The organism is Rothia nasimurium (assembly GCF_042660305.1).
Taxonomy (GTDB): Bacteria; Actinomycetota; Actinomycetes; order Actinomycetales; family Micrococcaceae; genus Rothia; species Rothia nasimurium.
On the sequence record NZ_JBHSTW010000006.1, the window covers coordinates 93,750 to 119,788 of the forward strand.

Here is a 26,039-nt window from a genome sequence, read left to right on the forward strand (position 1 = left end):
TCAGGCCCTCTAGTTGGTGCAGTAGGTCAAGCTGAGATAGTTCTGGTGACCGTTCTTAAAGTCTACTGAACTGCTTCTTTATCTGTATAGGATTTATGAGGAGCGACGAGAACGTACGACGGTGGTTCCGCCTCCAATCACCAGTAGCAGGGCACACAGGCCTACAGCTACCAGGCCCGGGGCGACGCCGGTTGAGGCAAGCTGACCTGTTGAAGGCTTTGATTGTTCTTGGAGCGCCTGTGTCTTTGCACTGCTTGTAGCTTGTTCTGCAGAACCTACAATCTGAGGTGCGGCAGTGGTATTCGCCGTAGCCCCTGTGCCCCCGGAGGAGGGTCGAGGCAGGGCAGCCTGCTGTTCAGACCTAGAGCTAGCCGAAGTGCTAGGGGCAGGTGCCGGAGCAGCAAGAGTAGCTGAGGCTGATGGCTCAGGGTCGCGCGCCACCTCAGGGCTGGGCTCCTGGGTTGCTTCGGGTGCAGGGGTTTCGGTCGTTTCGGGAGCTGGCTCTGGTGTTGTTACGGGGTCAGGAACCGGTTGAGCAATGGGTGTTTCGTCAATCTCGTCGCTGGGATTTGGAGACTCTTCGGGTAGAGGCTCTTCAGCGTCTAGGGCGTCCTCGGCTGCGTCCTGGGCAAGAAGGTCTTCTAGCTTTTCGGGGTTAGTCTCATTGATTTCGCCCCAGGCGGGGTCTGCCACATCGGTTCGACTAATTCCGCTCAGGCAGCTCCAGTCATCAAAGAGGTTGTACTGGAGCCGCAGGCTGGTCAGGCTGGTATTTTCTTCCCAGACTTTCATAGGGCAAGGGTCGCCAATGAAGTTGTTGCGAAGATCAACGCTTTCAATGGTTTCTAGGGTAGTGAGGGGGTCGACCGACGTAATTCGGTTATGGCGCAGGGACAGCGTGCGCAGATAGGGAGTAGTTGAGAAAGAGGTTCCGCTCATATCGCTCACGCGGTTGTTATCTGCCCGCACAGTGTAGATATGGTAGGGCAGGCCTTTCAGACTGGTGAGACGGTTATTATTCACCGAGAGAGTCTGCAAATCAGTTAGCTCTGTGAGAGAGTCAATAGTCCTGATTTTGTTGTTGTCAGCGGTGATGCTTTGTAAAGAAGTCACCTTGGCTAAAGGGGCCAAAGACCTTACCTGATTATGCGAAATATCGATGCTGTGCAGCTTGGTAAGACCGGATAGAGGGGAAAGGTCTTCTACCGCGTGATAGGGAATGCGCAACCAGCTGAGGTTACGGGCATGCTCAAGGCCGGTCAAATCTTTGATTTTCTGGTCTTCAGGTACGTTGTAGCCAATGCAGGGTACCGTCTGGAGCTGCTGCAGTACCTTGTTGACGATAGCCGTTTCTTCGGGGATACCCAGGGTTGAGAAGATGCAGCTTCGCAGGGTGGGGTCAGGAACATTAACTTCGAAGGTTTCTTCATCAGGATCAATCAGGGGCGGACGGTAGAAGGGGTCCTCGTAGCGGTCGGGAAACAGCTTCCAGAAGATAGGGAGAGGGCGCTCAGGCGCCTGGGGGTCGCCGGTATAGATTTCAAAGGTGGCGACAAAAGGCGCACCTTTATCGCCGGAGTAGAAGCCGACGATGCGTTCTGAGAGCTGGGTAATCACCGGGGTATGTGAGTAGACCAGCAGAGTATTGCCGCGAATTTCCCAGGCTAAATCGGGGAGGTCTGCGATGGCTTCTTGGGTTGCGTTTGCGGGGCCTGTGCCTGCCATGGTGTTAGCGGTTGAGGCATCGACAAGAAGTTGTTTTGTGGCGAAATCAATAGTCAGGTTTTTGAAATGTACATCGAGGTAGCCGTCGTATTTGCTCCAGTGCACGTGGCCGGTGAAATGGAGTTTGCCGGGGTTCTCGGGGTCAAAGGTTTGGCCGGGTTTTGCTTGCCATTCGATGTCTTTAGTACCGGCTACTAGACCTGCACCGTCGAGGAATTTTTCTGAGCTAGTCCCCAGATAGCTCCGCCAGCTATTGACGTAGTTCCAGTTGGCGCTACCTGCTACCAGGCGGGTTTCTTCCGAGGCTGGCAGGCTATCAGCGCTAGCAAGGGTGGCGGGTAGGTCAGTAGCAGTGGGTGTGGCACTGGCGGTGGGAGCTGCGGCTCCGCCCATGATGAGCGCCGTAGTGAGAGCGGTTGTAGCGAGTAGTGGCTTCACGTCAGTCGTCCTTGATGAGGTGGTGTGTAGGGAGAGCACCGGCAGCCCCTCACACATTGCTTAGGGCTACCTTATAAACAAGTTTGTGTGCCTAAACATAATAATGAGGTAGACCAAAATAAGACAAGACCAACAGGGCAATTAAGTTATATTTTTATAACCTATTTATAGCGAGCAGCTGGCGCTTCATCTCCGCAGGCATCTATTCACTCCCCTGTGCGAAGATAGGAGCTATGACTTCCACTTTCCCTCCCGCTTCAGCTCCCACCGCCTGCGTCTGGATTAACGGTGATGCCGCCGAGGCCGCCACCTACTATGCACAAGCCCTGACGCTGACTGCGTCCGCCCCGGCTCCCGGTATGGGCACCCTCAGCATCGACGGAACCGACCTACTCCTGTTGGGAGCGGACGCCACCTACTCCCCCAACCCATCCATCTCGGGTTTCCTGCGTTTTAGCCCCGACCGGTTCGGCAGCCTAGAGCAGGCCGAGCAGGCCCTGCGCAACACCCATACCACTATCGGTGAGGGCGGGGAGCTCATGCCCCTGCAGGCCTACCCCTTCGCACCGCTTTTGCCTGGGTGCGCGACCGATACGGCTTCACCTGGCAGCTCTTCCTTGAAGAAAACCCCAGCGACTTGCCTTTCTTCACGCCCTGCTTCATGTTTGGCAACGTAGCTCACGGCAAGTGCGAAGAAGCCACCAACACCTGGTTGGAGCTACTCGGCGGCGAGCGCCTGAGCCTGACCCGCCACGGTGAGGGCTCCTACCTCGAACCCGAGGCGGTACAGATGACCACTTTTACGATGGGCGGCGGAACCTTCACCGCTATTGATGCGGGCACCTTCCACGACTTCACCTTTGATCCGGGTGTTTCTATAACCCTGCTCTATCAGAATCAGGTAGGGATCGATGGGGCTTGGTCGGTACTTTCGCAGGTTGCGGACGCCGAGCGCTGCGGCTGGTGCGTTGATGCCTACGGGGTCTCGTGGCAGGTTCTCCCTCAGAACATCGGCCAGCTCATGACAGATACGGACGCCTGCGCCAAGCTGCTGAGCATGGGCAAGATAGATTTGAACCAACTGTAGAGAGCCTATGAACCTGCTCGCTTACGCTCAGAAGCACCTGCACGACACTCCGGCTGAGCGTCCGCTCACCCACGTTGACCTCTGCCTGCTCAATGAGCTGGCCTACCTTCCCCTTGATGTGATTGCAGAGCACCATGCTGGGCTTACCTATGGGCTAGGTGCGGCGCAGATTTACCAGGAGTTCTACAGCGACAGCGAGCTGCGCGCCAACTGGTTCTTGGCTACCGCCCAGCGGCTGCAGCTGCTTAAGCTGGTGGCGGCGTCCGCCCGCTTTGCCGGGCTCAAGTTCTACCGCTATGAGGTACGGCAGGACGACGCCGAGCAGGTTCAGTTTGCGGCTCTCACCTTAGTGCTCCCCGGGGTGCTCAAACAGGTTATTTTTCGCGGCACCGACGATACGCTGACCGGCTGGAAAGAGGATTTTCATCTGGCTGCCCGGCAGCAGATCCCGGCTCAGGCGCTTGCGGTTGATTACCTCTCGCGCGCTCTGGCCCGGGCGCCGAAGACGCCCCTGTATGTCACCGGCCATTCTAAGGGTGGGCATCTGGCGGTACATGCAGCCAGCATGCAGAGCGAGCAGGCCCAGAATCGCATTGACGAGCTGATTACCTTTGACTCCCCGGGCTTTGTTCCCGACTTTCTCGACCACCCCGGCTACCGGCGCACCCTGGATAAAACGGTGGAGTACATCCCGGTCGACAGCATCGTGGGCCGTCTGATGTTCAAACAGGGCAGCCCGCAGGTGGTAGCCAGCAGCTTCTTCGGTCTGGTCCAGCATTCCATTTTTAACTGGCATGCTGATGTTCGGGGGCACTTCATGCTGGCTGAGCACCCCACGCCCGCCAGCGACCGGGTTGAGACGGTCACCCGGGCCTGGCTAGAGCGCCACTCCCCCGAAGAGGTGCAGCAGGTGGTGGATATTTGTTTTGGCCTAGCCATGGATGAGGGCTACACCAGCCTGCTAGCTATTAGCCAGAACATTGTGCCCTTCATCCAGCTCATGCGCACCAAAGCGCAGGGGCTTGACCCCGAAACCTACCAGCTAGTGCAGGGAGCCCTCGACGATTTCTTGGTCTTGTGGCGCCAGACCCGCAGTGAGCAGCGGAAGGCGAGCGGGGGCGTCCTTAAAATAGCTAGGCCCCGGCTTCTTCCCACCGTGCGGGTGGGGAACCGGGACCTAGCCAGTCTCTTTTCTACCGAGCGGGGCGGACGCCTGCCCTAGCTGACGGTGACGCGTACGCCGGTCTTGGGGCGGGTCAGCAGCTGGGTCATGCTGAAGGTGGTGTCTTCAGCGTCTTCAGAGATAGTGACATTATCTGCTGAGAGCGCTGCGATGGTGGAGGACAGCGCAGCCACCGCGATTTTCTCGCCGGGGCAACGGTGACCGGTGAGCACATCGCCGCCACCTTGGGGGATGAAGCCCTTGATCGCTTCGTAGTCGGGCTGGTCGAGGAAGCGCTGTGGATCGAAGCTGGTGGCGTTCTTCCAGAGCTGGGGTGAGGTGTTGGTACCCAGAACGTCCAGCAGCACGCGCTGGCCCTTCTGAATTGGGCAGCCCGAAAGCTCGGTATCTTCCTTGACCATGGCGGGGAGCATGGGAACGAAGGGGTACTTGCGGCGGGTTTCCTGGGCGAAAGCAACGGCTTCAGGGATGTTGACCAGGCGTCCGTCGGCGTCCTCCACTGCCTTCTTGACCTTAGCGGCCCACTCGGGGTTCTCGACCATAGCGACGGCTGCGAAAGCGGCAAAACGGGAGACAGCCACGGTGGGGCGGGTGAGGTTCTGCAACTCAATACCGGCCAGCTTGGCAGTGACCAGCTCGCCCTTTTCGTCGCGCAGGTCAGCCATGTGACGTACTACCGAGTCGGGTTCGACGGTCAGTTCGCCGGAGCGGACCTTTTCGATGAGCTCTTCGGCCCAGGCATCCAGCTTCTTGCGGTCAATCCATGAGAGTACGTTCTGCTTGAGCTCACCGAAGGTGTCGAGCAGATGGCTCATCTGGGTAGCGCGCTTGTTGAGTTCGCGGTCGGACGCGGGCACCCCGGCCCAGCGGAAGGCGGCGCGACCGTAGGCTACAGCAACATCGTCGTAGATGTTACCGGGGTTGGTCTTCCACCGTTCAATAAGGGCCTTCATCTCTTCTTCAACGAAGCCCTTGAAAGCCTCAACGCGCTCGTCGGCGTAAGCCATTTCAGCCATCTTGGCCTTACGAACCTTGTGGGCTTCACCGTCGAGGGTGTGAACGGCACCTTCGCCAAAGAGGGGCCCCTGGATCGCTGCGGGCATGGCCCCACCGCGGCTAATCTTGGACTCGTCGTAGAAGAAATCCACGGCTTCTTCGCCACGAATCAGGGTTGCGGTGCCACCCAGAGCGGAGAAGGTGACGGGGCAGTGCGACTCTGCGGAGACCCCGGCCTTGCGGCGCTGGTGCGACATAAAGAGGTAGCCCTGCTTGATGAAGCTGGGCAGCTGGTCATTCAATAGGTTTTTTACGGGTGTGATGCTCATACCAACAGTTTACTTTCTTTCAGCGGGTATTTAGACCAGCTAGTCAGGCGAGTTGGCCTTCACTTTGCTGGAGCAAGAAAAGGACGCCCGCCCCAGCTCCCCTGCCCGGTGGCAGGGTGGTGGGGCGGGCGTCCTGATATATCAGCGCCGGGTGCTGTCGTCAGCCTTAGGCGGGCATGATCAGCGAGAATACGAAGACCCAGACACAGAGGATAACCAGCAGGGCCAGCGAGTACTTGATGGCTGCGTTGGTGATCTTTGATTCCTGGCCAGACATGTTCACCGATGCCGCCGCAATCGCGATGGACTGGGGTGAAACAACCTTAGCCATCACACCACCGGCGGTGTTAGCTGCAACCAGCAGGCCGGAGTTGGCGCCAATCTGGCTTGCGGTGGTAGCCTGCAGGCCGGCGAAGAGAGTGTTGTTGTTGACCACGGAGCCGGTGACGAAGACGCCGATCCAGCCGATGATGGGCGAGAAGAGCGGGAAGATGGAACCGACAGCTGCCAGGGCCAGAGCCAGGGCGGAGGACATACCACCGAAGTTCATCACGTTAGCTACAGCCATGACCAGGCAGATGAGCAGAATGGGCTGCCAGAGCTGCTTCCAGGCGCCGCCGAGTTCTTCGAAGGCTGCCTTCCAGCTGATGTTAGAGATGGCGATGGTAATCAGGGCAGCGAAGAGGATAGCGGTGCCGGATGCGCCGAAGAGGGTCCAGTTCCAGATAGCCTTCATGGCGGTTTCTTCTGCCACGATGGGGGCCATCTGGGAAATCTGGCCGTGCAGGGCGGGCATCTGGACGGGGATGGTGGTCCAGTTCAGGGCACCCGCTGAACTGGTTTCGGTCTCAGCCTTAACCAGGGCCTTGATGAGCGGGGTCGACCAGAGCAGAATCATGATGGACAGGATGATGAAGGGGCTCCATGCCTTGACGACGCCGGAGAAGGTGAAGGCGCTGGGGCTCTTCTTAAGTTCTTCGAGGGAGGGAGCGCCGGGTTCGCGGTAGATGTGGGCGGGCTGCCACTTCATCATGGTGACGGCCAGCAGAATCAGGCCAAGCAGGAAGGGGATGATGTCTACAAGTTCGGGGCCAATAGCCAGCAGGACGCCTGCCTGGGCAGCGGAAACGATAACGCCCAGGCCCAGGGCAACCAGGCCGGTTTCTTTGAGGCCGCGGATGCCGTCCAGCATCATGACCAGCAGAACGGGGATGAAGATGGTGATAATCTGCAGGACCCAGACCATCATGGAGTTCAATTCAGCCTGGGGCACACCGGAGACGGTGGAGCCGGTGAGGACGGGGATGCCGATAGCGCCGTAGGCACCGGAGGCAACGTTGGAGACCAGGGCCAGAAGACATGCCTTGACGGGTTCAAAACCGAGGGTTACCAGCAGGGCAGCACAGATAGCAATCGGAATACCGAAGCCCGCGGCACCTTCAAGGAAGCCGCCGAAACAGAAGGCAATCAGAAGAACCTGGATGCGCTGGTCAGCAGAAATCGCTGAGACCGAACCGCGGATCACTTCGAAGTTACCGGCGCGGACGGTGATGCGGTAGAGCCAGACGGCCATGAGCACAATCCAGCCGATGGGCCACATGCCAGAGAGGAAGCCGTAGCCGATGGCTGAGAGGGAGGAGGCAAAGGGCATGCCGAAGACGAGGACGGCCAGTGCCACGGCCGAAGCCAGGGAGACGAGGGCTGCGTGCAGGCCCTTCATTTTCAGGACGGTGAGCCCTAGGAGGAAGACGAGGATCGGCACTGCCGCCACGAGGGCTGAGAGCGCCTGGTTGTTCAGTGGGTCATAGACCTGCTGCCACATGAGTATGGGTTCCTTCGCTGCGGAGGTACGTTCCGCGATTGGTTTTGTGTGCTGTTTGCACTTTTCTACCTCCTAAATTACCACCAATTCACACACAAAACTTACAAAAACCAACCCCGCGCGAGGGTATCTGTAAAGGTCAAAAAAGACCTAAGTGAGCCTGTCTAAGATGCATACCTGCATCGGAGGGTTCATTTTCACATCAGGCCTAGTCAAAAGCAACTCACCCTTCCACTCAACATGTGTTACCCCACTTAAAAACACCCCCACCCTAACACCGTGGACTTGCTTACACCGGCAACAGTTTCCACCCCAATAACCACACCGCTTAAGCAAAACCCACAGACCCACACATGCCCACCGACAAAGTGGCAAAAATTAACCGTCCCGCTACTTAATTTTTGAATCGCGGCTTTAAATTTTGTACAGGCAAGACCCTAGAATGGTGTGAGGTGGCTCCATGAGTCACATCACCACACATCTACTGTTAACATTCCCCAAGGATTCTCATGCCTGATTTCCGACGCCTATCACACCACCGTACGGCGCTTGCTCTTCTTGCCTCCACCGCCACACTGACTCCCCTACTCACGGCCCTTCCGGCCCAAGCTGCCGAGCTCACCTCGATTGCTACCATCCAGGGCACCGGAGCTACCAGCCCGCTCGCCGGTCAAAGCGTCACTACCCGCGGTGTCGTCACAGCCGTCTATGCCGAGGGCGGCCTACGCGGCTACTTTATTCAGACCGAGGGAACAGGTGCAGAGAACCGCACTCCGGGTGCTTCTGACGGCATCTTCGTTTACTCCCCCTCCACCGTAGCGCAGGTTTCTCAGGGCGACCTCGTTGAAGTAACCGGCGCAGTTTCTGAATATAATGGGCAAACCCAGATTACGGTGTCCCGCGCGGCTGACCTCACCGTCCTTGCTGTCCCCTTTGCCCCTGTCGCCCCGGTGACCGGCCAGCTACCTGAGGGTGAAGAGGCCCGTGAAGCCCTCGAAGGCATGCTCCTACAGCCCACCGGCGATATCACCGTCACCGATAACTACAACACCAACCGCTACGGTGAAGTTGGCCTTGTCAACGGCACCCAGGCCCTGCGCACCGCAACCGACGTTGTAGCCCCCGGCACAGCAGCCCTCGCCTACGAAACAGATAATGCGGCTAAGGTTCTTCTGCTCGATGACGGTGCAACCGTGGATTACAGCCGAGCAGGCAACGGCACCCCGCTGCCCTATGTCTCCACCAGCAACCCGCTGCGCGTCGGAGCTGCCGTCAGCTTCAACAACCCGGTTGTTCTGGGCTACTCTTTCAACGCCTGGCGTCTGCAGCCCACCGCTCCGGTCAACGGCGCAACTGACCCCGCTGCGTTGCCGGCGTCCTGGTCCAACACCCGCACAGCGGCCCCTGAGGTAGCAAGCGAGCACAGCATCTCTAGCTTCAACGTCCTCAACTACTTCACCACCGTGGGCGACACCGTCGCAGGCTGCAAGTTCTACACCGACCGCGAGAAAAACCCCATCACCGTCAGCGGCAGCTGCGCGGTACGAGGGGCAGCTACCCTAGCTAGCTTCGAACGCCAGCAGTCAAAGATTGTTCAGGCTATCAACAAGATTGATACTTCTGTGCTCTCCCTAGAAGAAATCGAGAACACACTAGCCACCGGTCACGATAACCGCGATATCGCCCTCAACAAGCTGGTTGAAGAGCTCAATAAGGACGCCGGTTACGAAAAGTGGGCGGCTGTTGCTTCCCCCAGTGCTCTGCCTGCCAGCGAGGACGTCATTCGCACCGCCTTCATCTACCAGCCCGCTGAGGTCAAACCGGTCGGTGAGTCCGCAATTCTCGATGATGCAGCTTTCTCTAATGCCCGCCAGCCCCTAGCCCAAGCTTTTGTACCCGCAGGTTCAGCAGCAACCAGCGGTGACGATGTCTTTGTAGCTGTTGTTAACCACTTCAAGTCCAAGGGCTCCGGTAGCGGCGCCGATGCTGACCAGAATGACGGCCAGGGTAGCTCCAACGCTTCTCGCGTCGCCCAGGCCCAGGCTCTGGTGAACTTCGCTGCGGCCCAGGGTGAACGGCACGGCACCCAGAACATCATGCTGCTGGGTGACTTCAACTCCTACACCCAGGAGGACCCCATGCAGGTACTCTACTCTGCCGGTTACACCAACCTGGGTGAGAAGTACGACGCTGGCCATACCTACCTGTACGGCGGTCGCGTTGGCTCGCTCGATCATATTCTGGCTTCCCCTGCCCTGGCTGAGAAGGTAGAGAGCGCCCAGGTCTGGAACATCAACTCTGTTGAGTCCGTGGCGCTCGAATACAGCCGCTACAACAGCAACATCACCGATTTCTACGAGGCTAACGAGTTCCGTTCATCAGACCACGACCCCCTGCTGGTCGGTATGAACCTGACTCCCGAGCCGATTTCTTTTGTTGATGTTACCGAAGCCGATATTTTCTACCGTGAAATTATGTGGCTGGCTCAGCAGCGCATCACAACCGGCTGGGCAGACGGCACCTTCCGCCCCTACGACCATATTGACCGCGGAGCTACAGCCGCTTTCTTCTACCGTCTAGCGGGCTCCCCCACCTTCGAGGCCCCCGAGACCCCCTCTTTCAAGGACGTAGACCAGACCCACCCCTTCTACAAGGAAATTGAGTGGCTCAAGGCTGAGGGTATTACCACTGGCTGGGGCGACGGCACCTTCCGCCCCTTCGAACCCATTAAGCGCGATGCCATGGCGGCCTTCTTCTACCGCTACGCGGGTAAGCCCTACTATGTAGCACCTAAGGGGTCACAGTTTGTGGATGTTCCCGAGAGCACCATTTTCTACCGTGAAATTATGTGGCTGCGTTCTCGCGGTATCACCACGGGGTGGGGCGACGGCACCTTCCGCCCCTACGAGCCTATTAAGCGCGATGCCATGGCCGCGTTTATCTACCGCTACGCTCACAACAAGTAGCAGTTGCCTTACACCTGCCTGTGAGTGCTACTAGATAGCAGTACGACCGCCTGCTCCGGCTACTTCGGGGCAGGCGGTTCTTTATAGTTTGATGCGGTAGCGCTGTGTGCTCGGCTTCTCTGCCAAATCGGTGAGGGTTCTCTCCAGGCTGGTGATGCGGATGCCCGGGGCGAGCACGGTGGTATCGGTAGGCAGGTGCAGCTCCCCGTGGTGCACGGTGTAGTCTTTGGCGCGGGTACGGTGGTAGCAGTAGACATGTACAGTCTCGGGCAGGCTTTCTAGGGGCAACCCGTGGAGCAGGGCGGCTGTCTGGTGGGAGAAGATAATTCCGGGGTAGGACGCCGCCAGGGCCAGTACCCGGGCAAGATAGACTTCTTCCGGCGTGAGACTATCCCAGTCGGTGCGGTGCAGGTAAAAACCGCGTGCTACCCGCCGGTAGAGCCCCCGCGCTATTGCGGCCTCAAGCTGGTAACGGTTAGGGTAACGGGCGGTGAGCTGCTGGCAGGTGAGCAGTTTCTGGTTGAGTTCTTCTAGCTGAGTCATGCCACTAGGCTAGAAAAACCAGGGCTGACCAGTACAGGCAGGGGCAGCCTGTGGATAACCCTGTAACCGCACCTACCCCGTATTTTCCAGGAAAACCCGGGGTGCGGGCGTCCGCACCTCCCCGAAAACGGTGGAGCCGTGACGCGACTATGACGCCCGGTAAGCGATATCCACAGGGCAGCTTCACCAGCTAGCCCCACTCTTTAGGTAACAAAAAACTCCGGCCACTAGGTTTTACCCTAGTGGCCGGAGCTTTATCTGTCGGGTTGACAGGATTTGAACCTGCGACCCCTTGACCCCCAGTCAAGTGCGCTACCAAGCTGCGCCACAACCCGATTGTCTCTCGTGAACTTTACTGTTCCCTTGAGCACTCGTATAACTATACACACCTCTTTGAGAGAGTGCAAAATCGAAAACCGGGTTTTTGAGGCTTTTTTGGAGCGTTTTAGGTCACACTTCAAATAGGTCGGTGTTAGCGGCGTCCGCCCTTACCTGATTTACCGCTCTGGCGCTCCCCCAGGCTGCGGCGCTCACGCACGCGCATAGTGATGTCGATGGGGGTGCCGGTGAAGTCGAAGGTTTCACGCAGGCGGCGGGCGATGAAGCGGCGGTAGCCGGGATCGAGGAAGCCGGTGGTGAAGAGAACGAACTTGGGCGGGCGGGAGGAAACCTGGGTACCGAAGAGGATACGGGGCTGCTTACCACCGCGCAGGGGGTGGGGGTGGGCTGCCACGATTTCACCCAGGAAGGCGTTCAGGCGACCGGTGGGGATGCGGGAGTCCCAGGATTCCAGGGAGTGTTCCAGGGCGGGAACCAGCTTGTCCTTGTGCCAGCCGGTCTTGGCTGAGATGTTGACGCGAGGTGCCCACTTCACGTGGGCCAGGTCGCGCTCAATCTCGCGTTCGAGCATTTCGCGGCGGTCTTCGTCAAGGGTGTCCCACTTGTTGAAGGCCAGGACCATGGCTCGGCCGGAGTCAACAGCCATCTGCACGATGCGGACGTCCTGCTCGCTCAGGGGTTCTGAAACGTCCAGGAGCACCACGGCAACCTCAGCACGCTCAATAGCGGTCTGGGTACGCAGGGAGGCGTAGAAGTCTGCGCCCTTGGCCATGTGCTGGCGGCGGCGGATACCTGCGGTATCAACAAAGCGCCAGGGGCGGCCGCCCAGTTCAACGATTTCGTCCACGGGGTCGCGGGTGGTGCCAGCCAGGTCGTTGACCACGGCGCGTTCTTCACCGGCCAGCTTGTTGAGCAGGGAGGACTTGCCCACGTTAGGGCGACCGATCAGGGCGATACGGCGGGGGCCACCCAGGGCCTCGGGCTCGGCGTACTGGGAGTGCTCGGGCAGCACCTCCATCATGGCGTCGAGCATGTCGGCCAGACCGCGGCCGTGAACGCCGGAGACGGGGTGGGGCTGGCCCATGCCGAGGGACCACAGGGCGTGGATTTCTGCTTCCTGGTGCTCGGTATCGACCTTGTTGGCAACCAGCAGAATCGGCTTGTCGACACGGCGGAGCATACGCACAATCGCTTCGTCGGTGGCTGAAATACCGACCATGGCATCTACCACGAGCAGGACGACGTCGGCGTGGGCTACAGCGATTTCGGCTTGAGCCGCGACCTGCGCGTCGATACCCTTGGCGTCGGCTTCCCAACCGCCGGTATCGACCAGGGTGAAGTCCTTGCCGTTGTGTTCGGCCTTGTAGGAGACACGGTCGCGGGTCACACCGGGCTTGTCTTCAACCACGGCTTCGCGGCGGCCAAGGATTCGGTTAATGATGGTGGACTTACCGACGTTGGGGCGGCCGACGATGGCGACGACGGGGTCAGCTTCCTGGTTGTCGTCCTCGTCGATGTCGAAGCCCCAGGAACCGAGCAGGGCGCGGTCTTCTTCGTCCAGGTCGTAGTCTTCGAGGCCAGCGAGCAGGGCTTCGGCGCGCTGGTCTGCGGTTTCGTCGTCAATTTCGGCTAGGCGGTCCGATACGTCATCGTCGCCGCCGCCAAGGAACTTGACCTCGTAGTCGTCGTGGGGGGTGAGTTCGTCGCTCATGGGCGATACCTCCTGTGGTGGTTTCCGGCGGGTGCCGGTGCGTTGGTAGATAAGTTTAGTTCACGGTGGGGCGGACGCCTGCACGCCGCCCGGTCGTTAGCGCTTGAGTTGACCTTCGACGGCTTCAATGACCGCTGCGATGGTTTCTTCGAAGTTGAGTTCTGACGAATCAACGAGGGCTACGCCTTCGGCGGCTTCGGTGAAGCTGGTGACCTTGGAGTCTTTAGCATCGCGGGCTGATACCTGGGCTGCGAGCTGCTCAGAGTTCTGGGTGCCACCCAGTTGCAGGCCGCGGCGGGCAAGGCGCACTTCTTCGCTGGCGGTGAGCAGGACGCGGGCGTCGGCGTCGGGGGCAACGACGGTGGTGATGTCGCGGCCTTCTGCCACCATGCCGGTCTTAGAGCGGGCGATGAAGTCCCGCTGCAGGTCAATCAAGATCTGACGGACGTCCATATTCGAGGCAACAGCAGAAACAGCCTCAGAGATGCGGGGTTCGCGGATAGCCTCGCGCACGTCTACTCCCCCGACTTCGATGATTTCTTCGTCGGGGCTGGTGCCCTGCACGTAGGGGAAGCTGCGGGCGGCAGCAACCAGGGCTGCGGCGTCCTCGGTGTTGACCTGAGTGTCTAGGCAGTACCAGGTCAGGGCGCGGTACATAGCGCCGGTGTCGAGGTATTCGAGCCCGTAGTGGCGGGCCACGGCCTTAGAGACCGAGGACTTGCCGGAGCCAGAAGGGCCGTCAATGGCGATCACGAGCTTGTCAGACATAGTTTTCTTCCTTACTTGACGACCTTCCAGCCGCGGCTGGTGAGGTCTTCGATGAGTTTTTCGTGTTCATTGGGGTTGACCGAAATTTCGGCCATACCGACCTGGGCACCGGTTGAGTGTTCCAGGCGCAGGTCCTCCAGGTTGACGCCCAATTCGCCGATTTCAGCTAGCAGACGGGCCAGGGTACCGGGGGTGTCGTCCACCAGCACGGTCAGCTGGGCAAAGGCGGACGGTGAGCCGCCGTGCTTGCCGGGTATGCGGGCCACACCCGAGTTACCCTCGCTCATGAGCTGGGCGATATCGAGGCGAGCTCCGGCTGCTGTGGGGGCTTCCAGGGTGCTAATCAGACGCTCTAGGTCCTCGCGCACCCCGTAAAGGGTCTGTACCACAGGCTCCGCGTTAGCCGAAAGAATCTGCACCCACAGTCCGGGGTCCGATGCCGCGATACGGGTAGTGTCGCGCAGGCCCTGCCCGGCCAGGCCGAGGGCATAGAGGGGGGTGTCCTGCAGGCGGGAGGCCAGCAGGGAACTCATCACCTGGGGAACGTGGGAAATCAGGGCGACGGTACGGTCGTGCTCTTCCACATCCATATGGGTGATGGTTGAGCCCAGTTCGGTTGCCAGCTGCTGGGCTACCTTGATCAGTTCGGGGCGCACGGTCTCATGGTCGCAGAGCACCCAGGGGCGGGCTGAGAAGAGCTCACCGCGAGCAGCCACGGGGCCCGATTTTTCGCGCCCGGCCATGGGGTGGGTGCCCAGGTAGCGGCTCACATCGGCCCCTGCTTCCCGCACCGCGCTCAAGATACCCGACTTCACCGAGGCTATGTCGATGACAAAGGACGCCGGGTAGTCGGCGAGCGCGCGCACCACCAGGTCGGCGGTGACGTCCGGGGGTGCCGCCACGACGACCAGCTGAGGGGTAAGTTCCAGCTGGTCGGGGGCGTCCTGCCCTGTTTTCCCTTGCCATTCGCTGGCTAGGGCCCGTAGGGAGGTTCCGGCGCCGATGTCTTCGGCGACGGCTTCGGTGGTGGGTGAGATATCGGAGATGTAGACCGTGTAGCCGCGGTTGCTTAGGCCCAGCCCGATGGAGGAACCCAGCAGGCCCGCGCCAATTACCAGGACGGGGCCGTACAGGTGGGAGTCAAAAGCGGGGGTTGCTCCGCTCATTACATACCTACCGAGGCCAGCAGCTTACCGATTTCGACCTTGGAGAGGTTGCGGACGGTGCCCTGCTTTTGGGAGCCGATGTGGATGGGGCCCATTTCGACGCGGACCAGCTTTTCGACGGGGTAGCCGACGTGCTCGAACATGCGGCGGATAATGCGGTTCTTGCCGGAGTGGATGGTGACTTCAACGAGTACGTGGCCGGGGGTGGAATCCACCAGCTTGAACTCGTCGACGCGGGTGACGCCGTCCTCCAGGCGTAGCCCCTTCTTCATGGCTGCGCCGATACCGGGTTCCATGGGGCCGGGTACCTGCACCAGGTAGGTCTTGGGTACCTCGTAGGAGGGGTGGGTCAGGCGGTTGGCTAGTTCGCCGTCGTTGGTCAGCAGGAGCAAACCTTCGGTTTCAACGTCCAGTCGGCCCACGTGGAAGACGCGTTCGGTCATGGAGGAGCGCAGGAAGTTGGAGATATTGGGGCGGCCGTCGGGGTCGTCCATGGCTGAAACAACGCCGGCGGGCTTGTTCAGGACCATGTAGACCAGTTTGTCGTTGGTCTGGATGGTCATGCCGTCGACCTGGATGGTGACCTTATCGGGGTTGACGCGCACACCCAGTTCGGTCACGAGGGTGTCGTTGACGGTGACGCGGCCTTCTTCGATCATTTCTTCGCAGACGCGGCGGGAGGCTACACCGGCTGAGGCCATGATTTTCTGTAGGCGCACGCCCTCGTGGTCGTAGAAGGGGTAGTGGTCTACGGGTGCGTTCTTGGGGCGGCGCGGACGGTGGGGGCCAAAGTTCTTGGAGCCGCGGTTGGCGGGGCGGAACTCGCCCATTTCCTTGGCAAAGGGCTGGCCTGAGCGGAACTTGGGCCCCCTGCCGGTGCCTGCCTTGCGGGGGCCGCCGGGAGTGCCGGGCTTAGCGCCCTTGTTACCGGCGAAACCTGAGCGGCCTGAGCCGCCCTTACCGGCTCCGCCCTTGCCAGCGCCGGCGAAACCCTTGCCGCCGCGTCCGGCTCCTGCTTTGCCTGCACCGGGGCGGCCGCCGCGGTTTGAGTTACCTCGTGATGAGTTGTTTCCGTATGCCATTTCTTTTTCTCTTTCCTCTGTGTCGTAGTTTCTGGTGATGCCGCAGCTAGCTCGTGCGCTAGCTGGGGTCATCCAAGTCTAGGGTGGTGCTGCTACCCACCTCGTGGGGGTCGGGCAGGTAGGGGGCCAGGGCGGGAAGCTCGTCAAGGGAGTTCAGCCCCAGCTTTTCAAGCAGGGTGTCGGTGGTGATGTACTGGGTGGCCCCGGTTTCATCGGGCACGGTCTCGGTGATGAGGCCGCGCTGTAGGAGGTTGCGCACCGCCGCATCTGCCGAAACCCCGCGTACCTGGGCGATATAGGCCCTGGTGGCCGGTTGCTGATAGGCGATGACGGCCAGGGTTTCAAGGGCTGCCTTGGTGAGTTTGACGGTCTGGGCGCCCACCACGAACCGGCTGACCCAGGGTGAAAAATCAGCCCGGGAGTAGAGCCGCCAGCCACCTGCCACTTGGCGGAGCTCAAAGCCGCGGGGCTCGTGGGTGCCGGTGGCATCGTCGTAGCCGTTGTAGTCGCGCATCAGCTCGTCGAGGGCGGTTTCAATGGCTCGTTCTGAGACGATCAGGGCCGCCGCGAACTCGCGGACGCTCACCGGCACATCGGCTACCGCCAAAATCGCCTCGATAGCGGCTTTCACGCCGCCGGGCTGGAGCTCAACTCGGTTGAGTTCGTGGGCGGACGCCGCCACCTGCGGAGCGGCTTTCGCTGGCTTGGTAACGGGTTGGGGTGCTACCGGGGAGGTTTCTTCTGGTACTGGCTCGGGCTGCGGTGCTGGCTCAGCTTCGGGCTCCGGCTCCGGTTCAGCGTCCCAGCTGCCGGAGAGCAGAATCTTGAGGTCATCGTCGGTGTAGTCGGGGTTCCCGCTCATTCTGTCTCTCCTTCCCGGTGGGCGGTTGCTGAGCTTTCAAGGCGCAGGGTGATGGGGCCCAGGGCCTGGCTCTGTTCTACGGCGAGTTTGCCCTCTTTATAGAGTTCTAGAACCGCAAGAAAACGGACGGCCACGACTTCGCGGCTGGCAGCGTCCGCACAGGCCTCGGCGAAGCTCAACTGCCCACCGCTCTCCCCCAGCTTGGCCAGCAGTATCGCTTCTTCGGCGGCGATGGTGGTGGCCGGGGTGTAGATGTGGCCGGTGTCGATGTGCTCGGGTTCCGGCTCGATATCGGGGTCTTCGTGCAGGCGCAGGGCGCGGGCGGCAATCTCAGCAAAAGCCTGCGGGGTCAGATCGAAGACCAGCTCGGGTAGTACCTTGGTGAAGGCCGGTTCAAGGGCTACGGTGCGGGAAAAGCGCTGATTTTCTGCGGTGAAGCGCTCTTCGAGCACACTTGCCACCTCGCGGTAGGCCCGGTACTGAAGCAGGCGGGCAAAGAGCAGGTCGCGGGCTTCAAGCAGGTCGGGGTTGGCGGCTAGAGCTTTGTCGCTACGCGGGAGCAGTCGCGCTGTTTTGAGTTCGAGCAGGGTGGAAGCGGTGACGAGGAAGTCGCTTGCGGTATTGAGGGCGGCGTCGCTGCCGTCTTCAAGCAGGGGGCGGATGTAGGTGAGAAATTCGTCGGTGACTTCGGCCAGCGCAATATCGGTGATATCGAGTTTACGGCGGGAAATCAGGGTGAGCAGCAGGTCGAAGGGGCCTTCGAAGTTGCTCAGAGTGAGCGTAAAGGGCGCAGGGGCGCTCTGGGTAAGTGTGTTCGGTACCGTCACGGCAGCGAGTCTCCTGTGGGTCTTTGAGCCAGGATTCGGCGGCTTCTCATGAGCCGTTCTTTTACTGTGTTTTAACCATTGTGCCCGCCTGCCCCGAGGTTCTTCAAGGGCAGACGGGCAAAAGTAGCCTAGAGCATAAGGGCAGGTGCGTTTAGGGGGCGCCGCCGCGGGAAATCAGCTCGCGGGCCAACTGGCGGTAGGCCTCGGCACCGGGGTGGTTCGAGGCGTACGACAGGATAGGTTCTGCCGATACGGAGGCATCGGGGAACTTAACGGTGCGCTTGATGACGGTGTCGAAGACCTTGTCGCCAAAAGCGTCAACGATGCGGGCCAGCACCTCTTTTGAGTGCAGGGTGCGGGAGTCGAACATGGTGGCCAGCACGCCGTCGATTTCGAGCTTAGGGTTCAGGCGGTCCTGCACCTTTTCAATGGAGTCCACCAGCAGGGCTACCGCACGCAGGGCGAAGAACTCGCAGATGAGCGGGATGATGACGCCGTGGCTAGCGGTCAGGGCGTTGACGGTGAGTAGGCCTAGGGAGGGCTGGCAGTCAATCAGGATAACGTCATAGTCGTTTTCGACCTTGCGCAGGGCGCTAGCGAGAACCTGCTCGCGGGCGACCTCGTTGACCAGCTGCACTTCGGCTGCGGAGAGGTCGATGTTGGCGGGGAGCAGGTCGATGTTCTCGAATTCGGTGCTCTGGATAACCTCGCGGATGTCGACCTTGCGGTCCATCATGACGTTGTAGACGGTGAGGTCGAGTTCGTGGGGGTTGGCGCCGAAACCGGCGGACAGCGCGCCCTGGGGGTCGAAGTCGACGAGTAGGACGCGGCGTCCGGCTTCTGCGAGCGCGGCACCGAGGTTGATGGTGGAGGTGGTTTTTCCGACGCCGCCCTTTTGGTTGACCATGGAGATGATGCGGGCGGGCCCGTGGGTGGAGAGGGGGGCGGGGTCGGGGTAGATGCGCAGGGGGCGGCCGGTGGGGCCGAGCTGCTCAGCGCCGGTTTCAGTCACTGTGTTTCACCTTTGGTTGGGTTCAAGACTTTTACCTACCAGTTTAGCCGGTGGGTGCAAGTCTTCTCCGGCAGCTCCGCCTAGCCTTCTTTCTCTTGCCTGTTGCCAGGTGCTGGTGAAGGGTGCGGAGGGTAGGACGCCGCGCCCCACTCCCCTGCCCCTAGGCAGGAAGGCGGAGGGCGGCGTCCTGATTGGCGGGCTGGGTCTACAGTCGGCGTCCGCCCTCCACGAAGACCTTGGTGTCTTCGATAGCGAAGCTATGAATCGCGCTGACTACCCCGTCTACGGTGGAGTTGATGCGGGGAGCCACCTGCTCGTAGAAATCAGCACGGGCAGCCTCGCTCTCAAAACCGATGACCATCAGGCCGTGGTAGCGGTCTGCTGTGGGGTTATCGTGGGCGACGTTAGGGGTGTCCCAGGTCTTCTTGTGCCAGGGCAGGAAGGTTTCGGTTCGCAGTTCACTCACACCAGCGTGGCCCAGCACGGTGGGAGCCAGGGTCTCGTGCATAAAGCTTTTAAAGGCCCTGCCGCGAGCGCCCTCAGCCCGGCGGAAGAAGATGACGTCCCGGTAGCGGGTAGCGGGGCCTGCCGCCGGGGTGGTGTACCAGCGGGTTGAGCCTGGTAGGCCGATATACATGAGGGTGCGGCGGAAGACGTTAATTTCGTCTTTGAAGGCCAGGGCTGTTTGCTCGCGTCCTGCGATAGCTGCCAGGGTGCTTTGGAAGGTCACGTCAGCTATTCCGTTGATTCGGCGGTCGGCGCGCACCGAGGTTTCTAGGCCGGGTCGGGCTGGCCAGAAGCTGTGCTCGGTTTCGCTGATATGAAGCTGGCGGTATTCCTTGAGACCCTTGGAGGCGGCAATGATTTGGGCGTGCCCGCCAGCCCAGTAGTCCTTGCCCTCTTGCACGGTCATACCCTTGCGGATCCAGAGCAGAATAGAAGACGAAAATTCCTTGGTAAAGGTGGGGTTCTGTGCCATAGTTGGTCCTTATCTCTTCCGGGGCAGGCTAGTTTTCATCGGCCAGGAAGTCAACGAGCTTGGCACCGAATTCCCGGTGGTACTGGAAGACTCCGCCGTGGCCGGAGTTCTCGTAAATCACCAGTTCGCTGCCGGGGATACGATGGTGCAGCTCGTAGGAGTTTTCGGTGGGCACCATGCGATCGACATCCCCGTTAGCGATGAGGGTGGGCATGGTGATAAAGGACGCCAGCTGGGCCTTGGGCTTTTTGCCCCAGCGGTAGATGGCGGCTAGCTGGGTGAGGAAGCCCAGGGTGCTCATGGGCTTATCTTTGTCGAGGGTGCGGGCGTTGATGGAGTCCAGGAACTCCTGGGCAGCTGCGCCGCCTTCGGCGTCGTGGTTGAAGAAGAGGTAGCGCTTGGGATCGGTGCGGGCAATGAGGGCGCGAGCGATGTCGGCGAAAGTCACCCCCACGACCTGGGAAATGCCTGCCCCGCCGCGTCCGCCGGTGCCGGTGAGCACCAGCTTTTCGACCAGTTCGGGGCGCTGTTCTACAACCTCCTGGGCGATGAAGCCGCCCAGGGAGAAGGAGAAGAGCTTGATACGGGTGAGCCCCATGGCGTCGATAAAGTTGAGGGCCTGGTCTGCCATGCCCTTGATGGAGGTGGGAACCTTGCCGGAGGATCCGCCTACGCCCTTGTTGTCAAAGGCAATGACGCGGTGGTGGGCGCCGATCTGGTCGACCAGGCGGGGGTCCCAGTTTTCGAGGGTGGCGGCCAGGTGGACGAAGAGGACGACCGGGGTTGCGGTGCTGTCGGTTTGGCCGAATTCTCGGTAGGCGAAGACGGTGCCATCTGCGGCGGTGACGGTTTGGTTGGGGGCTTGCTGGTAGAGCAGGGTCATGGTGGTTCTTCCTTAGTTCATTTCAACGACGATTTTGCCGGGGCCACCCTTGCCTGCTGCGAGTAGGTCGAGGGCTTCTTCCAGGCGGTCAAAGGGTAGGGTCTGGGCGGCCAGGGGCTTAATAGCGCCAGATTCGATGGCGGGGGTGTAGCTCTTGAGCTGGTCTGCCTCGGCCCGCATGAAGAGGAACTTGTAGGTCACGCCGAGCTTCTTGGCAGCAGCCCGCTCCTTTCGGCTGAGGAACCACATGACCGGGGTCAGGGCCTTCTTACCGAGCTGGGCGGCGAAGTCGGTGTCGGGGGCGCCAACCACGGTCACCAGGGTGCCGCCGGGTGCCAGTACCTTCATGGAGCGAGTGGTTTCCCTCTTACCCAGGGTGTCGAGCACGATGTCGTAGCCCGAGATGTGCTCCTCGTAGTTCTGGGTGCGGTAGTCGATGACCACATCGGCGCCCAGGGTCTTAGCCAGCTCTACGTTCTTGGTGCTGACGGTGGTGGCGACGGTTGCGCCCAGGTGCTTGGCAACCTGAATGGCGATAGATCCCAGCCCGCCGGTACCGCCCTGGATGAAGACCTTATCGCCGGGCTTGATGGGAGCCTTTTCGGTGAAGGCCTGGATAGCGGTCAGCAGGACGAGGGGCAGGCCAGCAGCTTCAGCGTAGGTCAGATTGGCAGGCATGGGCGCAACCTGGGCAGCGTCTACAGCGACCTGCTCGGCGAAGCCACCAATAGCGTCGATGGGCAGGCGGGTAAAGACCTTATCCCCCACCGCGTAGTCGGTAACGCCGCTGCCGACGGCGAGGACGTCCCCGGCGACTTCCTGCCCCAGGATGAGGGGGAGCTTGTAGGGCAGGAGCTGCTTGAAATCACCGCGGGCAATCATGGCATCAAGCGGGTTGAGGCCTGCGGCGCGGACGCCAACAACCACCTGGCCGGGCCCGGCGACGGGGGCGGGGACGTCCGCCCACTGGGTGGCACCGCCATTGGCGTAGGAGGTGAGGGTAAATGCTTTCATGGTTTTCTCTTTCGGGTGGGTGGTGATGTTTTTAGATATAAGTCTTGGGGTGGGCTGCTAGGTAGCTGGCCCTGATATCTTCGATGACCGCATCCAGGGTGATTCCTGCCAGCTGGTCGGCCATGGCCTGTTCGGCGCGGGCGGCGATGGGGTCGAGTACCGAGTTAATGTGGCCCCCTACCGGGCATTCCGGGTTGGCGTTTTGGTGGGTATCAATGTGGATGTTGGGGTTAACGGCCCGGTAGATATCGAGCAGGGTCATTTCGGTTTTCGGCTTACCGAGCTGGTAGTCAAAGCTACCGGGGATGCGGTCAAGCAGGTCTGCTTTTTTGAGCAGGGAGATGATTTTGCGAATGTAGCTGGCGTTGGTGCCCGCGCTGGTTGCTATGGCCTCGGAGGTGAGTTTGTCGTCGGCTTCCGAGAGCATGACCAGGGTGTGTACGGCGACCGAGAATTTTGTATCCACAGAACATCCTTTTTGTATTTGTTTCAGCAACAGATACAAATATAGGGCACGAATCGACACAAATCAAATCTTCCCCAGCTAACGAACAGCCAGCACCCCAAAGAAGACTGCGCCAACCAGCAGCATTAGGCTATAGAGAGCGGTTAGGTTGGCATTCTTAATCCTTGTAAGCGCACCTGTGACAGCGTGAGCAAAGCCCGGGAAGCGGTCCCAGCTTGCTTCGAGTAGCAGGTAGGGCCCAACCATACCGACTGTAAAGATGAGATAGGCCAGCACCCATTCAACCGCGTTGTGGCTCACCGTTGTGAGCAGGCGACCCACCATATACATCGTTGCCATCGAGCTCAATCCGATAGCCGAATTCAAAAAGCCTTCTAGCACAGCTTTCCGGGGTGAGAGGTGTAAGTTTTTAACCTTATGTGCCCTCTTGGGGCGGTTTCTGCGCGTCCAGAGCAGGACTGCCGATAGTGCAAGCAGCAGGGCAGCGCCGGCGTCGATGCTCTTTCGCACGAGGATTTTGCTCGCATCACTGTGAACCAGCTGTATCAGGTTCTCTGGGTCAACGAAGCGGAAGAGTAGGACGAGGACGGTAGCCCCCATGACAATCCCGCCACTAATCCAGCGGACAATATGCATTTTGCTGGGGTCGTTGATGAGCGCCAGAAAGGTGATGCTGTAGAGCGAGGGGCTAAAGCCCATCATGAGTCCCAATCCGAGCAGGGCAGGCGCAGCGGCGAGAAGGGTTGTCATGGCTACCAGTATGACATGGGCAACCAGCCCTACCCATTTCGCACTTTACCCCTGCCAGGGTAAGCCAAGGGGCTTATTCACAGAATGGGGTGAAGCAGGCTCACAGCGAAGCTGCTGGCTCGGGGCTGGCGTGAATCGCCCTCGTGAGCGAAGCGAACCAGGCGAGAGGGTCAGCAGCGAGCGTGAGCCTGCAAAGCCCCTTATATATAAGCCTTAGTGCACAAATTAGCTGCGCAGCACCTTGGCAATATCGTCCAGTACGCTCATGTCCTCAATGGTGGAGGGAACAGTGTACTGTTCCCCGTCAGCAATCTGACGCATGGTCTTGCGCAGGATTTTGCCGGAGCGGGTCTTGGGCAGGGCCTCCACAATCTTGACGTCCTTGAAGTCGGCTACCGCACCGATGTCATTGCGCACGCTGGCGATGAGTTCGGCAGCCAGCTGTTCTTCGGTGATGTCGGCGCCGGCCTTAAGCACCACGTAGCCGGCGGGCCGCTGGCCCTTGAGCTGGTCAGCCACACCGATCACAGCACATTCAGCAACAGCAGGGTGGCCTGCGAGCACCTGTTCCATAGCACCAGTTGAGAGGCGGTGGCCCGATACGTTGATGACGTCATCCGTGCGCCCCATGACGAAGACATAGCCGTCCTCGTCGATGTAGCCAGAGTCGCCGGTGGTGTAGTAGCCGGGGAAGGCGTCGAGGTAGGAGGAAATGTAGCGGTCGTCGTTGCCCCAGAGGGTGGGCAGGGTGCCCGGGGGCATGGGTAGCTTGATGGCAAGGTTGCCCTCTTCGCCGGGGCCGACAGGCTCGCCAAACGGGTCAAGCACCTGAAGGTTGTAGCCGGGGGAAGGAACGGACGGAGAACCGGGCTTCAGAGGCAGGGCTTCCAGGCCGCGGGGGTTAGCCGCGATGGCCCAGCCGGTTTCGGTCTGCCACCAGTTATCAATCACAGGCACACCCAGCTTCTCGGTGGCCCAGTGGTAGGTTTCGGGGTCCAGGCGCTCACCGGCAACGAAGAGCAGCTGCAGGGAGGAAATATCGTAGCCGCCGAGCAGCTCAGCTTCAGGGTCAGCCTTGCGGATGGCTCGCAGGGCGGTAGGAGCTGTAAAGAGGGACTTGGCACCGGATTCCTGGATAACCCGCCAGAAGGCACCGGCGTCCGGAGTTCCAACAGGCTTACCCTCGTACAGAACGGTGGTTGCCCCGGCCAGCAGAGGGCCGTAGACAATGTAGGAGTGGCCCACAACCCAGCCCACATCCGAGGCACACCACATCGCTTCGCCGGGGCCCACGTTGTAAATATTTTTCATGGTCCAGGTCAGAGCCACGGCGTGCCCACCGTTATCGCGCACTACACCCTTGGGAGAGCCGGTCGTGCCGGAGGTGTACAGAATGTAGAGAGGGTCGGTGGCCTTCACCTCGACAGGCGCGTATGGCTGGGCTACCTCAACGGCCTGCCCCCAATCGAGCCAGGTCACGCCGGTGGAGTTCTCTTCAGCTCGGCGCACCGCATCAGATACTGAATTCTCAAAGCCCTCACGTTCGAAGACCAGCACGGTCGCAGGCTTGGTCTGTGATAGCTCAATAGCCTTTTCGACGGCGGGAATGTACTCGATGCGGCGCTTGGGTTCCACACCGCCAGAAGCGGTCAGAACGACGGTGGGCGAGCAGTCGTTGATACGGCTAGCCAGTTCGTTGGGGGCAAAGCCACCAAAGACCACCGAATGCACGGCGCCCAGGCGGGCAACCGCCAGCATGGCCATAGCAGCCTGAGGAATCATGGGCATATAAATGAGCACGCGGTCGCCTTTTTCGACCCCGGCGGACGCGAGCGCCCCGGCAATTTTTTCTACCTCGCCTTTGAGTTCTGAGTAGGTGATGTTCTGGCGGGTGCCGAGCATGGCTGAGTCGTAGGTGATGGCGGTGCGATCGCCGTGGCCGGCTTCTACGTGGCGGTCAACTGCGTTGTAACAGGTGTTGAGGGTACCGTCGGGGAACCAGCGGTAGAGGGGCGCAGCTTCACTCTCAAGGGCGCGGGCTGGCTGAGTAGACCAGGTGATAGCCTGCGCCTGTTCCAGCCAGAATTCTTCTTGGTTTTCGATGCTACGGGTGTAGGTGTCAGCGTATGTTGCCATGTGGGATGCTCCTTTACGGACGCCGGTGGTGGGCTTGTTGGAGGGAGTGACTCCAAACTAGTGCTAGGGGTCACATTAAGCAAGAGTTTGTATACAGAAATTTGCAAAATCAGCGAAAATGACACATTATTTCAGGCTTAACCAGAAAAATTTTCCCTATTTGTATACAAAATCAGGAGTGGTGTTTTAGAGTGGTCACAACTGCACACCTCAGTGCGACGCATCACAGATACATGAAAGGAGAGAGCCAATGAGAGCTGGCGAACTGGCCTACCAGAGCCTCCGCAGCGACATCATGGAGGGAATGCTCGCTCCGGGTTCTGTGATTGCAGAAGTAGAACAGTCAGAACGACTGGGAGTCTCCCGCACGCCCGTCCGCGAAGCTATCTCCCGGCTACTTGCCGAAGGGCTAGCCGAACCGGCCCCCGGGCGCGGCGTCATCGTCGCCCCCATATCGCTAGCAAACGTCTACGCCCTTTTTGAACTCCGCACATCGCTCGACAGCACCGCAGCTGCGCTCGCTGCCCGACGGGGCGACGCCAAGGTCTTCAAGGCCCTGGCTCAGGCCTTCGAAGAGGCGTCCTTTGCCCTGCACAGGGGCGAGGCCTCTTTAGCGGAGTACTACTCCCTCGTAGACGAGCTCGATACCGCTATCGATCAGGCAGCCGATAACCGCTACCTGCACCAGGCACAGACGTCCTTGCGTACCCAGCTCACCCGCATCCGCAAGCTTTCTAAAGCCAACCCCATCCGGCTAGAGCAGGCGGCTGAAGAGCACGCCCAGATTGCCCGCTGCATCGCCTCCGGCGACCCGCAGCTTGCTGAAGCCGCTACCCGCCTGCACCTGGCCAACGCGCTCTACGCCATCGAAGAGGCCGCAGCCTCTCAGAGCCAACACAGTCTTTTCAACCATCCAGAACCAACAGCCTAAGAATCCCCTCACCGGCGCCGCTGC

The 26,039-nt window shown here is 60.3% G+C and carries 22 protein-coding genes and 1 tRNA gene; 5 read left to right on the forward strand and 18 right to left on the reverse strand.

Annotated elements, in window-relative coordinates:
* Positions 1-93: 93 nt before the first annotated feature.
* Complete coding sequence (locus tag ACFP6B_RS02645; protein ID WP_377126460.1) at positions 94-2,163, reverse strand: leucine-rich repeat domain-containing protein; 2,070 nt, start codon at positions 2,161-2,163, stop codon at positions 94-96.
* A 233-nt stretch (positions 2,164-2,396) separates the two neighbouring features.
* On the opposite strand from ACFP6B_RS02645, the gene ACFP6B_RS02650 reads away from it, so the two are divergent.
* From ACFP6B_RS02650 to ACFP6B_RS02660, 3 genes are read left to right on the forward strand one after another with little or no spacing between them, the layout of a single operon-like run.
* A complete protein-coding gene (locus ACFP6B_RS02650; protein WP_377126463.1) occupies positions 2,397-2,840 on the forward strand; it encodes a VOC family protein in 444 nt (147 codons plus the stop codon).
* Positions 2,801-3,250: a VOC family protein gene (locus ACFP6B_RS02655; RefSeq protein ID WP_377126465.1), complete on the forward strand. Its 450-nt coding sequence runs from the start codon at positions 2,801-2,803 to the stop codon at positions 3,248-3,250. The genes ACFP6B_RS02650 and ACFP6B_RS02655 overlap by 40 nt, the downstream gene beginning before the upstream one ends.
* Positions 3,251-3,257: 7 nt before the next feature.
* On the forward strand, positions 3,258-4,472 hold the full coding sequence (locus ACFP6B_RS02660) for an Mbeg1-like protein (RefSeq protein ID WP_377126468.1): 1,215 nt from the start codon (positions 3,258-3,260) through the stop codon (positions 4,470-4,472).
* Here the strand turns inward: ACFP6B_RS02660 and ACFP6B_RS02665 are convergent.
* Positions 4,469-5,758 (reverse strand): cytochrome P450, encoded by a 1,290-nt coding sequence (locus tag ACFP6B_RS02665; protein ID WP_237185472.1) that lies wholly within the window; start codon positions 5,756-5,758, stop codon positions 4,469-4,471. The two genes, ACFP6B_RS02660 and ACFP6B_RS02665, sit on opposite strands and share 4 nt — an antisense overlap.
* 166 nt (positions 5,759-5,924) lie before the next feature.
* Entirely contained in the window at positions 5,925-7,580 is a 1,656-nt protein-coding gene (locus ACFP6B_RS02670; RefSeq protein WP_377126471.1) for an L-lactate permease, read from the reverse strand.
* A gap of 509 nt (positions 7,581-8,089) precedes the next feature.
* Between ACFP6B_RS02670 and ACFP6B_RS02675 the strand changes: the two genes are divergently transcribed.
* On the forward strand, positions 8,090-10,546 hold the full coding sequence (locus ACFP6B_RS02675) for an ExeM/NucH family extracellular endonuclease (protein ID WP_377126474.1): 2,457 nt from the start codon (positions 8,090-8,092) through the stop codon (positions 10,544-10,546).
* A gap of 81 nt (positions 10,547-10,627) precedes the next feature.
* Here ACFP6B_RS02675 and ACFP6B_RS02680 read toward each other — a convergent pair whose 3' ends face one another.
* The 15 genes from ACFP6B_RS02680 to ACFP6B_RS02750 all read right to left on the reverse strand — a co-directional run bounded on the left by ACFP6B_RS02680 (position 10,628) and on the right by ACFP6B_RS02750 (position 25,084).
* Positions 10,628-11,089 carry a hypothetical protein gene (locus ACFP6B_RS02680; RefSeq protein ID WP_377126477.1) on the reverse strand — a complete coding sequence of 154 codons (462 nt, stop codon included), beginning with the start codon at positions 11,087-11,089 and terminating at the stop codon, positions 10,628-10,630.
* 261 nt (positions 11,090-11,350) lie between these two features.
* Positions 11,351-11,424, reverse strand: a tRNA-Pro gene (locus ACFP6B_RS02685).
* 137 nt (positions 11,425-11,561) lie between these two features.
* On the reverse strand, positions 11,562-13,139 hold the full coding sequence (der, locus tag ACFP6B_RS02690) for a ribosome biogenesis GTPase Der (protein ID WP_377126480.1): 1,578 nt from the start codon (positions 13,137-13,139) through the stop codon (positions 11,562-11,564).
* A gap of 96 nt (positions 13,140-13,235) precedes the next feature.
* Positions 13,236-13,907 (reverse strand): (d)CMP kinase, encoded by a 672-nt coding sequence (gene cmk, locus ACFP6B_RS02695; protein WP_377126483.1) that lies wholly within the window; start codon positions 13,905-13,907, stop codon positions 13,236-13,238.
* Between the two features lie 11 nt (positions 13,908-13,918).
* Positions 13,919-15,073, reverse strand: a complete 1,155-nt coding sequence (locus ACFP6B_RS02700; RefSeq protein ID WP_377126486.1) for a prephenate dehydrogenase — start codon at positions 15,071-15,073, stop codon at positions 13,919-13,921.
* On the reverse strand, positions 15,073-16,155 hold the full coding sequence (locus ACFP6B_RS02705; RefSeq protein ID WP_377126488.1) for a pseudouridine synthase: 1,083 nt from the start codon (positions 16,153-16,155) through the stop codon (positions 15,073-15,075). Before ACFP6B_RS02705 ends, ACFP6B_RS02700 begins: the two co-directional genes overlap by 1 nt.
* Before the next feature lie 58 nt (positions 16,156-16,213).
* Positions 16,214-17,017 carry an SMC-Scp complex subunit ScpB gene (gene scpB, locus ACFP6B_RS02710; protein WP_377126491.1) on the reverse strand — a complete coding sequence of 268 codons (804 nt, stop codon included), beginning with the start codon at positions 17,015-17,017 and terminating at the stop codon, positions 16,214-16,216.
* Positions 17,014-17,844: a segregation and condensation protein A gene (locus ACFP6B_RS02715; protein ID WP_377126494.1), complete on the reverse strand. Its 831-nt coding sequence runs from the start codon at positions 17,842-17,844 to the stop codon at positions 17,014-17,016. Before ACFP6B_RS02715 ends, scpB begins: the two co-directional genes overlap by 4 nt.
* 151 nt (positions 17,845-17,995) lie before the next feature.
* A complete protein-coding gene (locus ACFP6B_RS02720) occupies positions 17,996-18,856 on the reverse strand; it encodes a ParA family protein (protein WP_237185541.1) in 861 nt (286 codons plus the stop codon).
* Positions 18,857-19,061: 205 nt separating this feature from the next.
* Complete coding sequence (locus ACFP6B_RS02725; RefSeq protein ID WP_377126497.1) at positions 19,062-19,835, reverse strand: strictosidine synthase; 774 nt, start codon at positions 19,833-19,835, stop codon at positions 19,062-19,064.
* A gap of 28 nt (positions 19,836-19,863) precedes the next feature.
* Positions 19,864-20,718, reverse strand: coding sequence for an alpha/beta fold hydrolase (locus ACFP6B_RS02730; RefSeq protein WP_377126500.1), 855 nt, complete (start codon positions 20,716-20,718; stop codon positions 19,864-19,866).
* Positions 20,719-20,730: 12 nt separating this feature from the next.
* Positions 20,731-21,732: an NADP-dependent oxidoreductase gene (locus ACFP6B_RS02735; protein ID WP_377126503.1), complete on the reverse strand. Its 1,002-nt coding sequence runs from the start codon at positions 21,730-21,732 to the stop codon at positions 20,731-20,733.
* A 31-nt stretch (positions 21,733-21,763) separates the two neighbouring features.
* Positions 21,764-22,198, reverse strand: a complete 435-nt coding sequence (locus tag ACFP6B_RS02740; RefSeq protein WP_237236622.1) for an Rrf2 family transcriptional regulator — start codon at positions 22,196-22,198, stop codon at positions 21,764-21,766.
* Between the two features lie 78 nt (positions 22,199-22,276).
* Positions 22,277-22,948, reverse strand: a complete 672-nt coding sequence (locus ACFP6B_RS02745; RefSeq protein ID WP_377126507.1) for a hypothetical protein — start codon at positions 22,946-22,948, stop codon at positions 22,277-22,279.
* A 225-nt stretch (positions 22,949-23,173) separates the two neighbouring features.
* The gene (locus ACFP6B_RS02750; RefSeq protein WP_377126510.1) at positions 23,174-25,084 is read right to left on the reverse strand and encodes a propionyl-CoA synthetase; all 1,911 of its coding nucleotides are present in this window, start codon (positions 25,082-25,084) and stop codon (positions 23,174-23,176) included.
* Positions 25,085-25,334: 250 nt separating this feature from the next.
* Between ACFP6B_RS02750 and ACFP6B_RS02755 the strand changes: the two genes are divergently transcribed.
* Complete coding sequence (locus tag ACFP6B_RS02755; RefSeq protein ID WP_346874262.1) at positions 25,335-26,015, forward strand: GntR family transcriptional regulator; 681 nt, start codon at positions 25,335-25,337, stop codon at positions 26,013-26,015.
* Positions 26,016-26,039 lie beyond the last annotated feature (24 nt).

Excerpts from the sequence above, each read along its gene's own strand:
- ACFP6B_RS02650 (WP_377126463.1), top strand. The coding sequence starts at position 2,397 with ATGACTTCCACTTTCCCTCCCGCTTCAGCTCCCACCGCCTGCGTCTGG.
- ACFP6B_RS02660 (WP_377126468.1), top strand. The coding sequence starts at position 3,258 with ATGAACCTGCTCGCTTACGCTCAGAAGCACCTGCACGACACTCCGGCT.
- ACFP6B_RS02665 (WP_237185472.1), bottom strand. The coding sequence starts at position 5,758 with ATGAGCATCACACCCGTAAAAAACCTATTGAATGACCAGCTGCCCAGC.
- ACFP6B_RS02670 (WP_377126471.1), bottom strand. The coding sequence starts at position 7,580 with ATGTGGCAGCAGGTCTATGACCCACTGAACAACCAGGCGCTCTCAGCC.
- ACFP6B_RS02675 (WP_377126474.1), top strand. The coding sequence starts at position 8,090 with ATGCCTGATTTCCGACGCCTATCACACCACCGTACGGCGCTTGCTCTT.
- ACFP6B_RS02680 (WP_377126477.1), bottom strand. The coding sequence starts at position 11,089 with ATGACTCAGCTAGAAGAACTCAACCAGAAACTGCTCACCTGCCAGCAG.
- der (WP_377126480.1), bottom strand. The coding sequence starts at position 13,139 with ATGAGCGACGAACTCACCCCCCACGACGACTACGAGGTCAAGTTCCTT.
- cmk (WP_377126483.1), bottom strand. The coding sequence starts at position 13,907 with ATGTCTGACAAGCTCGTGATCGCCATTGACGGCCCTTCTGGCTCCGGC.
- ACFP6B_RS02700 (WP_377126486.1), bottom strand. The coding sequence starts at position 15,073 with ATGAGCGGAGCAACCCCCGCTTTTGACTCCCACCTGTACGGCCCCGTC.
- ACFP6B_RS02705 (WP_377126488.1), bottom strand. The coding sequence starts at position 16,155 with ATGGCATACGGAAACAACTCATCACGAGGTAACTCAAACCGCGGCGGC.
- scpB (WP_377126491.1), bottom strand. The coding sequence starts at position 17,017 with ATGAGCGGGAACCCCGACTACACCGACGATGACCTCAAGATTCTGCTC.
- ACFP6B_RS02725 (WP_377126497.1), bottom strand. The coding sequence starts at position 19,835 with ATGGCACAGAACCCCACCTTTACCAAGGAATTTTCGTCTTCTATTCTG.
- ACFP6B_RS02730 (WP_377126500.1), bottom strand. The coding sequence starts at position 20,718 with ATGACCCTGCTCTACCAGCAAGCCCCCAACCAAACCGTCACCGCCGCA.
- ACFP6B_RS02735 (WP_377126503.1), bottom strand. The coding sequence starts at position 21,732 with ATGAAAGCATTTACCCTCACCTCCTACGCCAATGGCGGTGCCACCCAG.
- ACFP6B_RS02745 (WP_377126507.1), bottom strand. The coding sequence starts at position 22,948 with ATGACAACCCTTCTCGCCGCTGCGCCTGCCCTGCTCGGATTGGGACTC.
- ACFP6B_RS02750 (WP_377126510.1), bottom strand. The coding sequence starts at position 25,084 with ATGGCAACATACGCTGACACCTACACCCGTAGCATCGAAAACCAAGAA.
- ACFP6B_RS02755 (WP_346874262.1), top strand. The coding sequence starts at position 25,335 with ATGAGAGCTGGCGAACTGGCCTACCAGAGCCTCCGCAGCGACATCATG.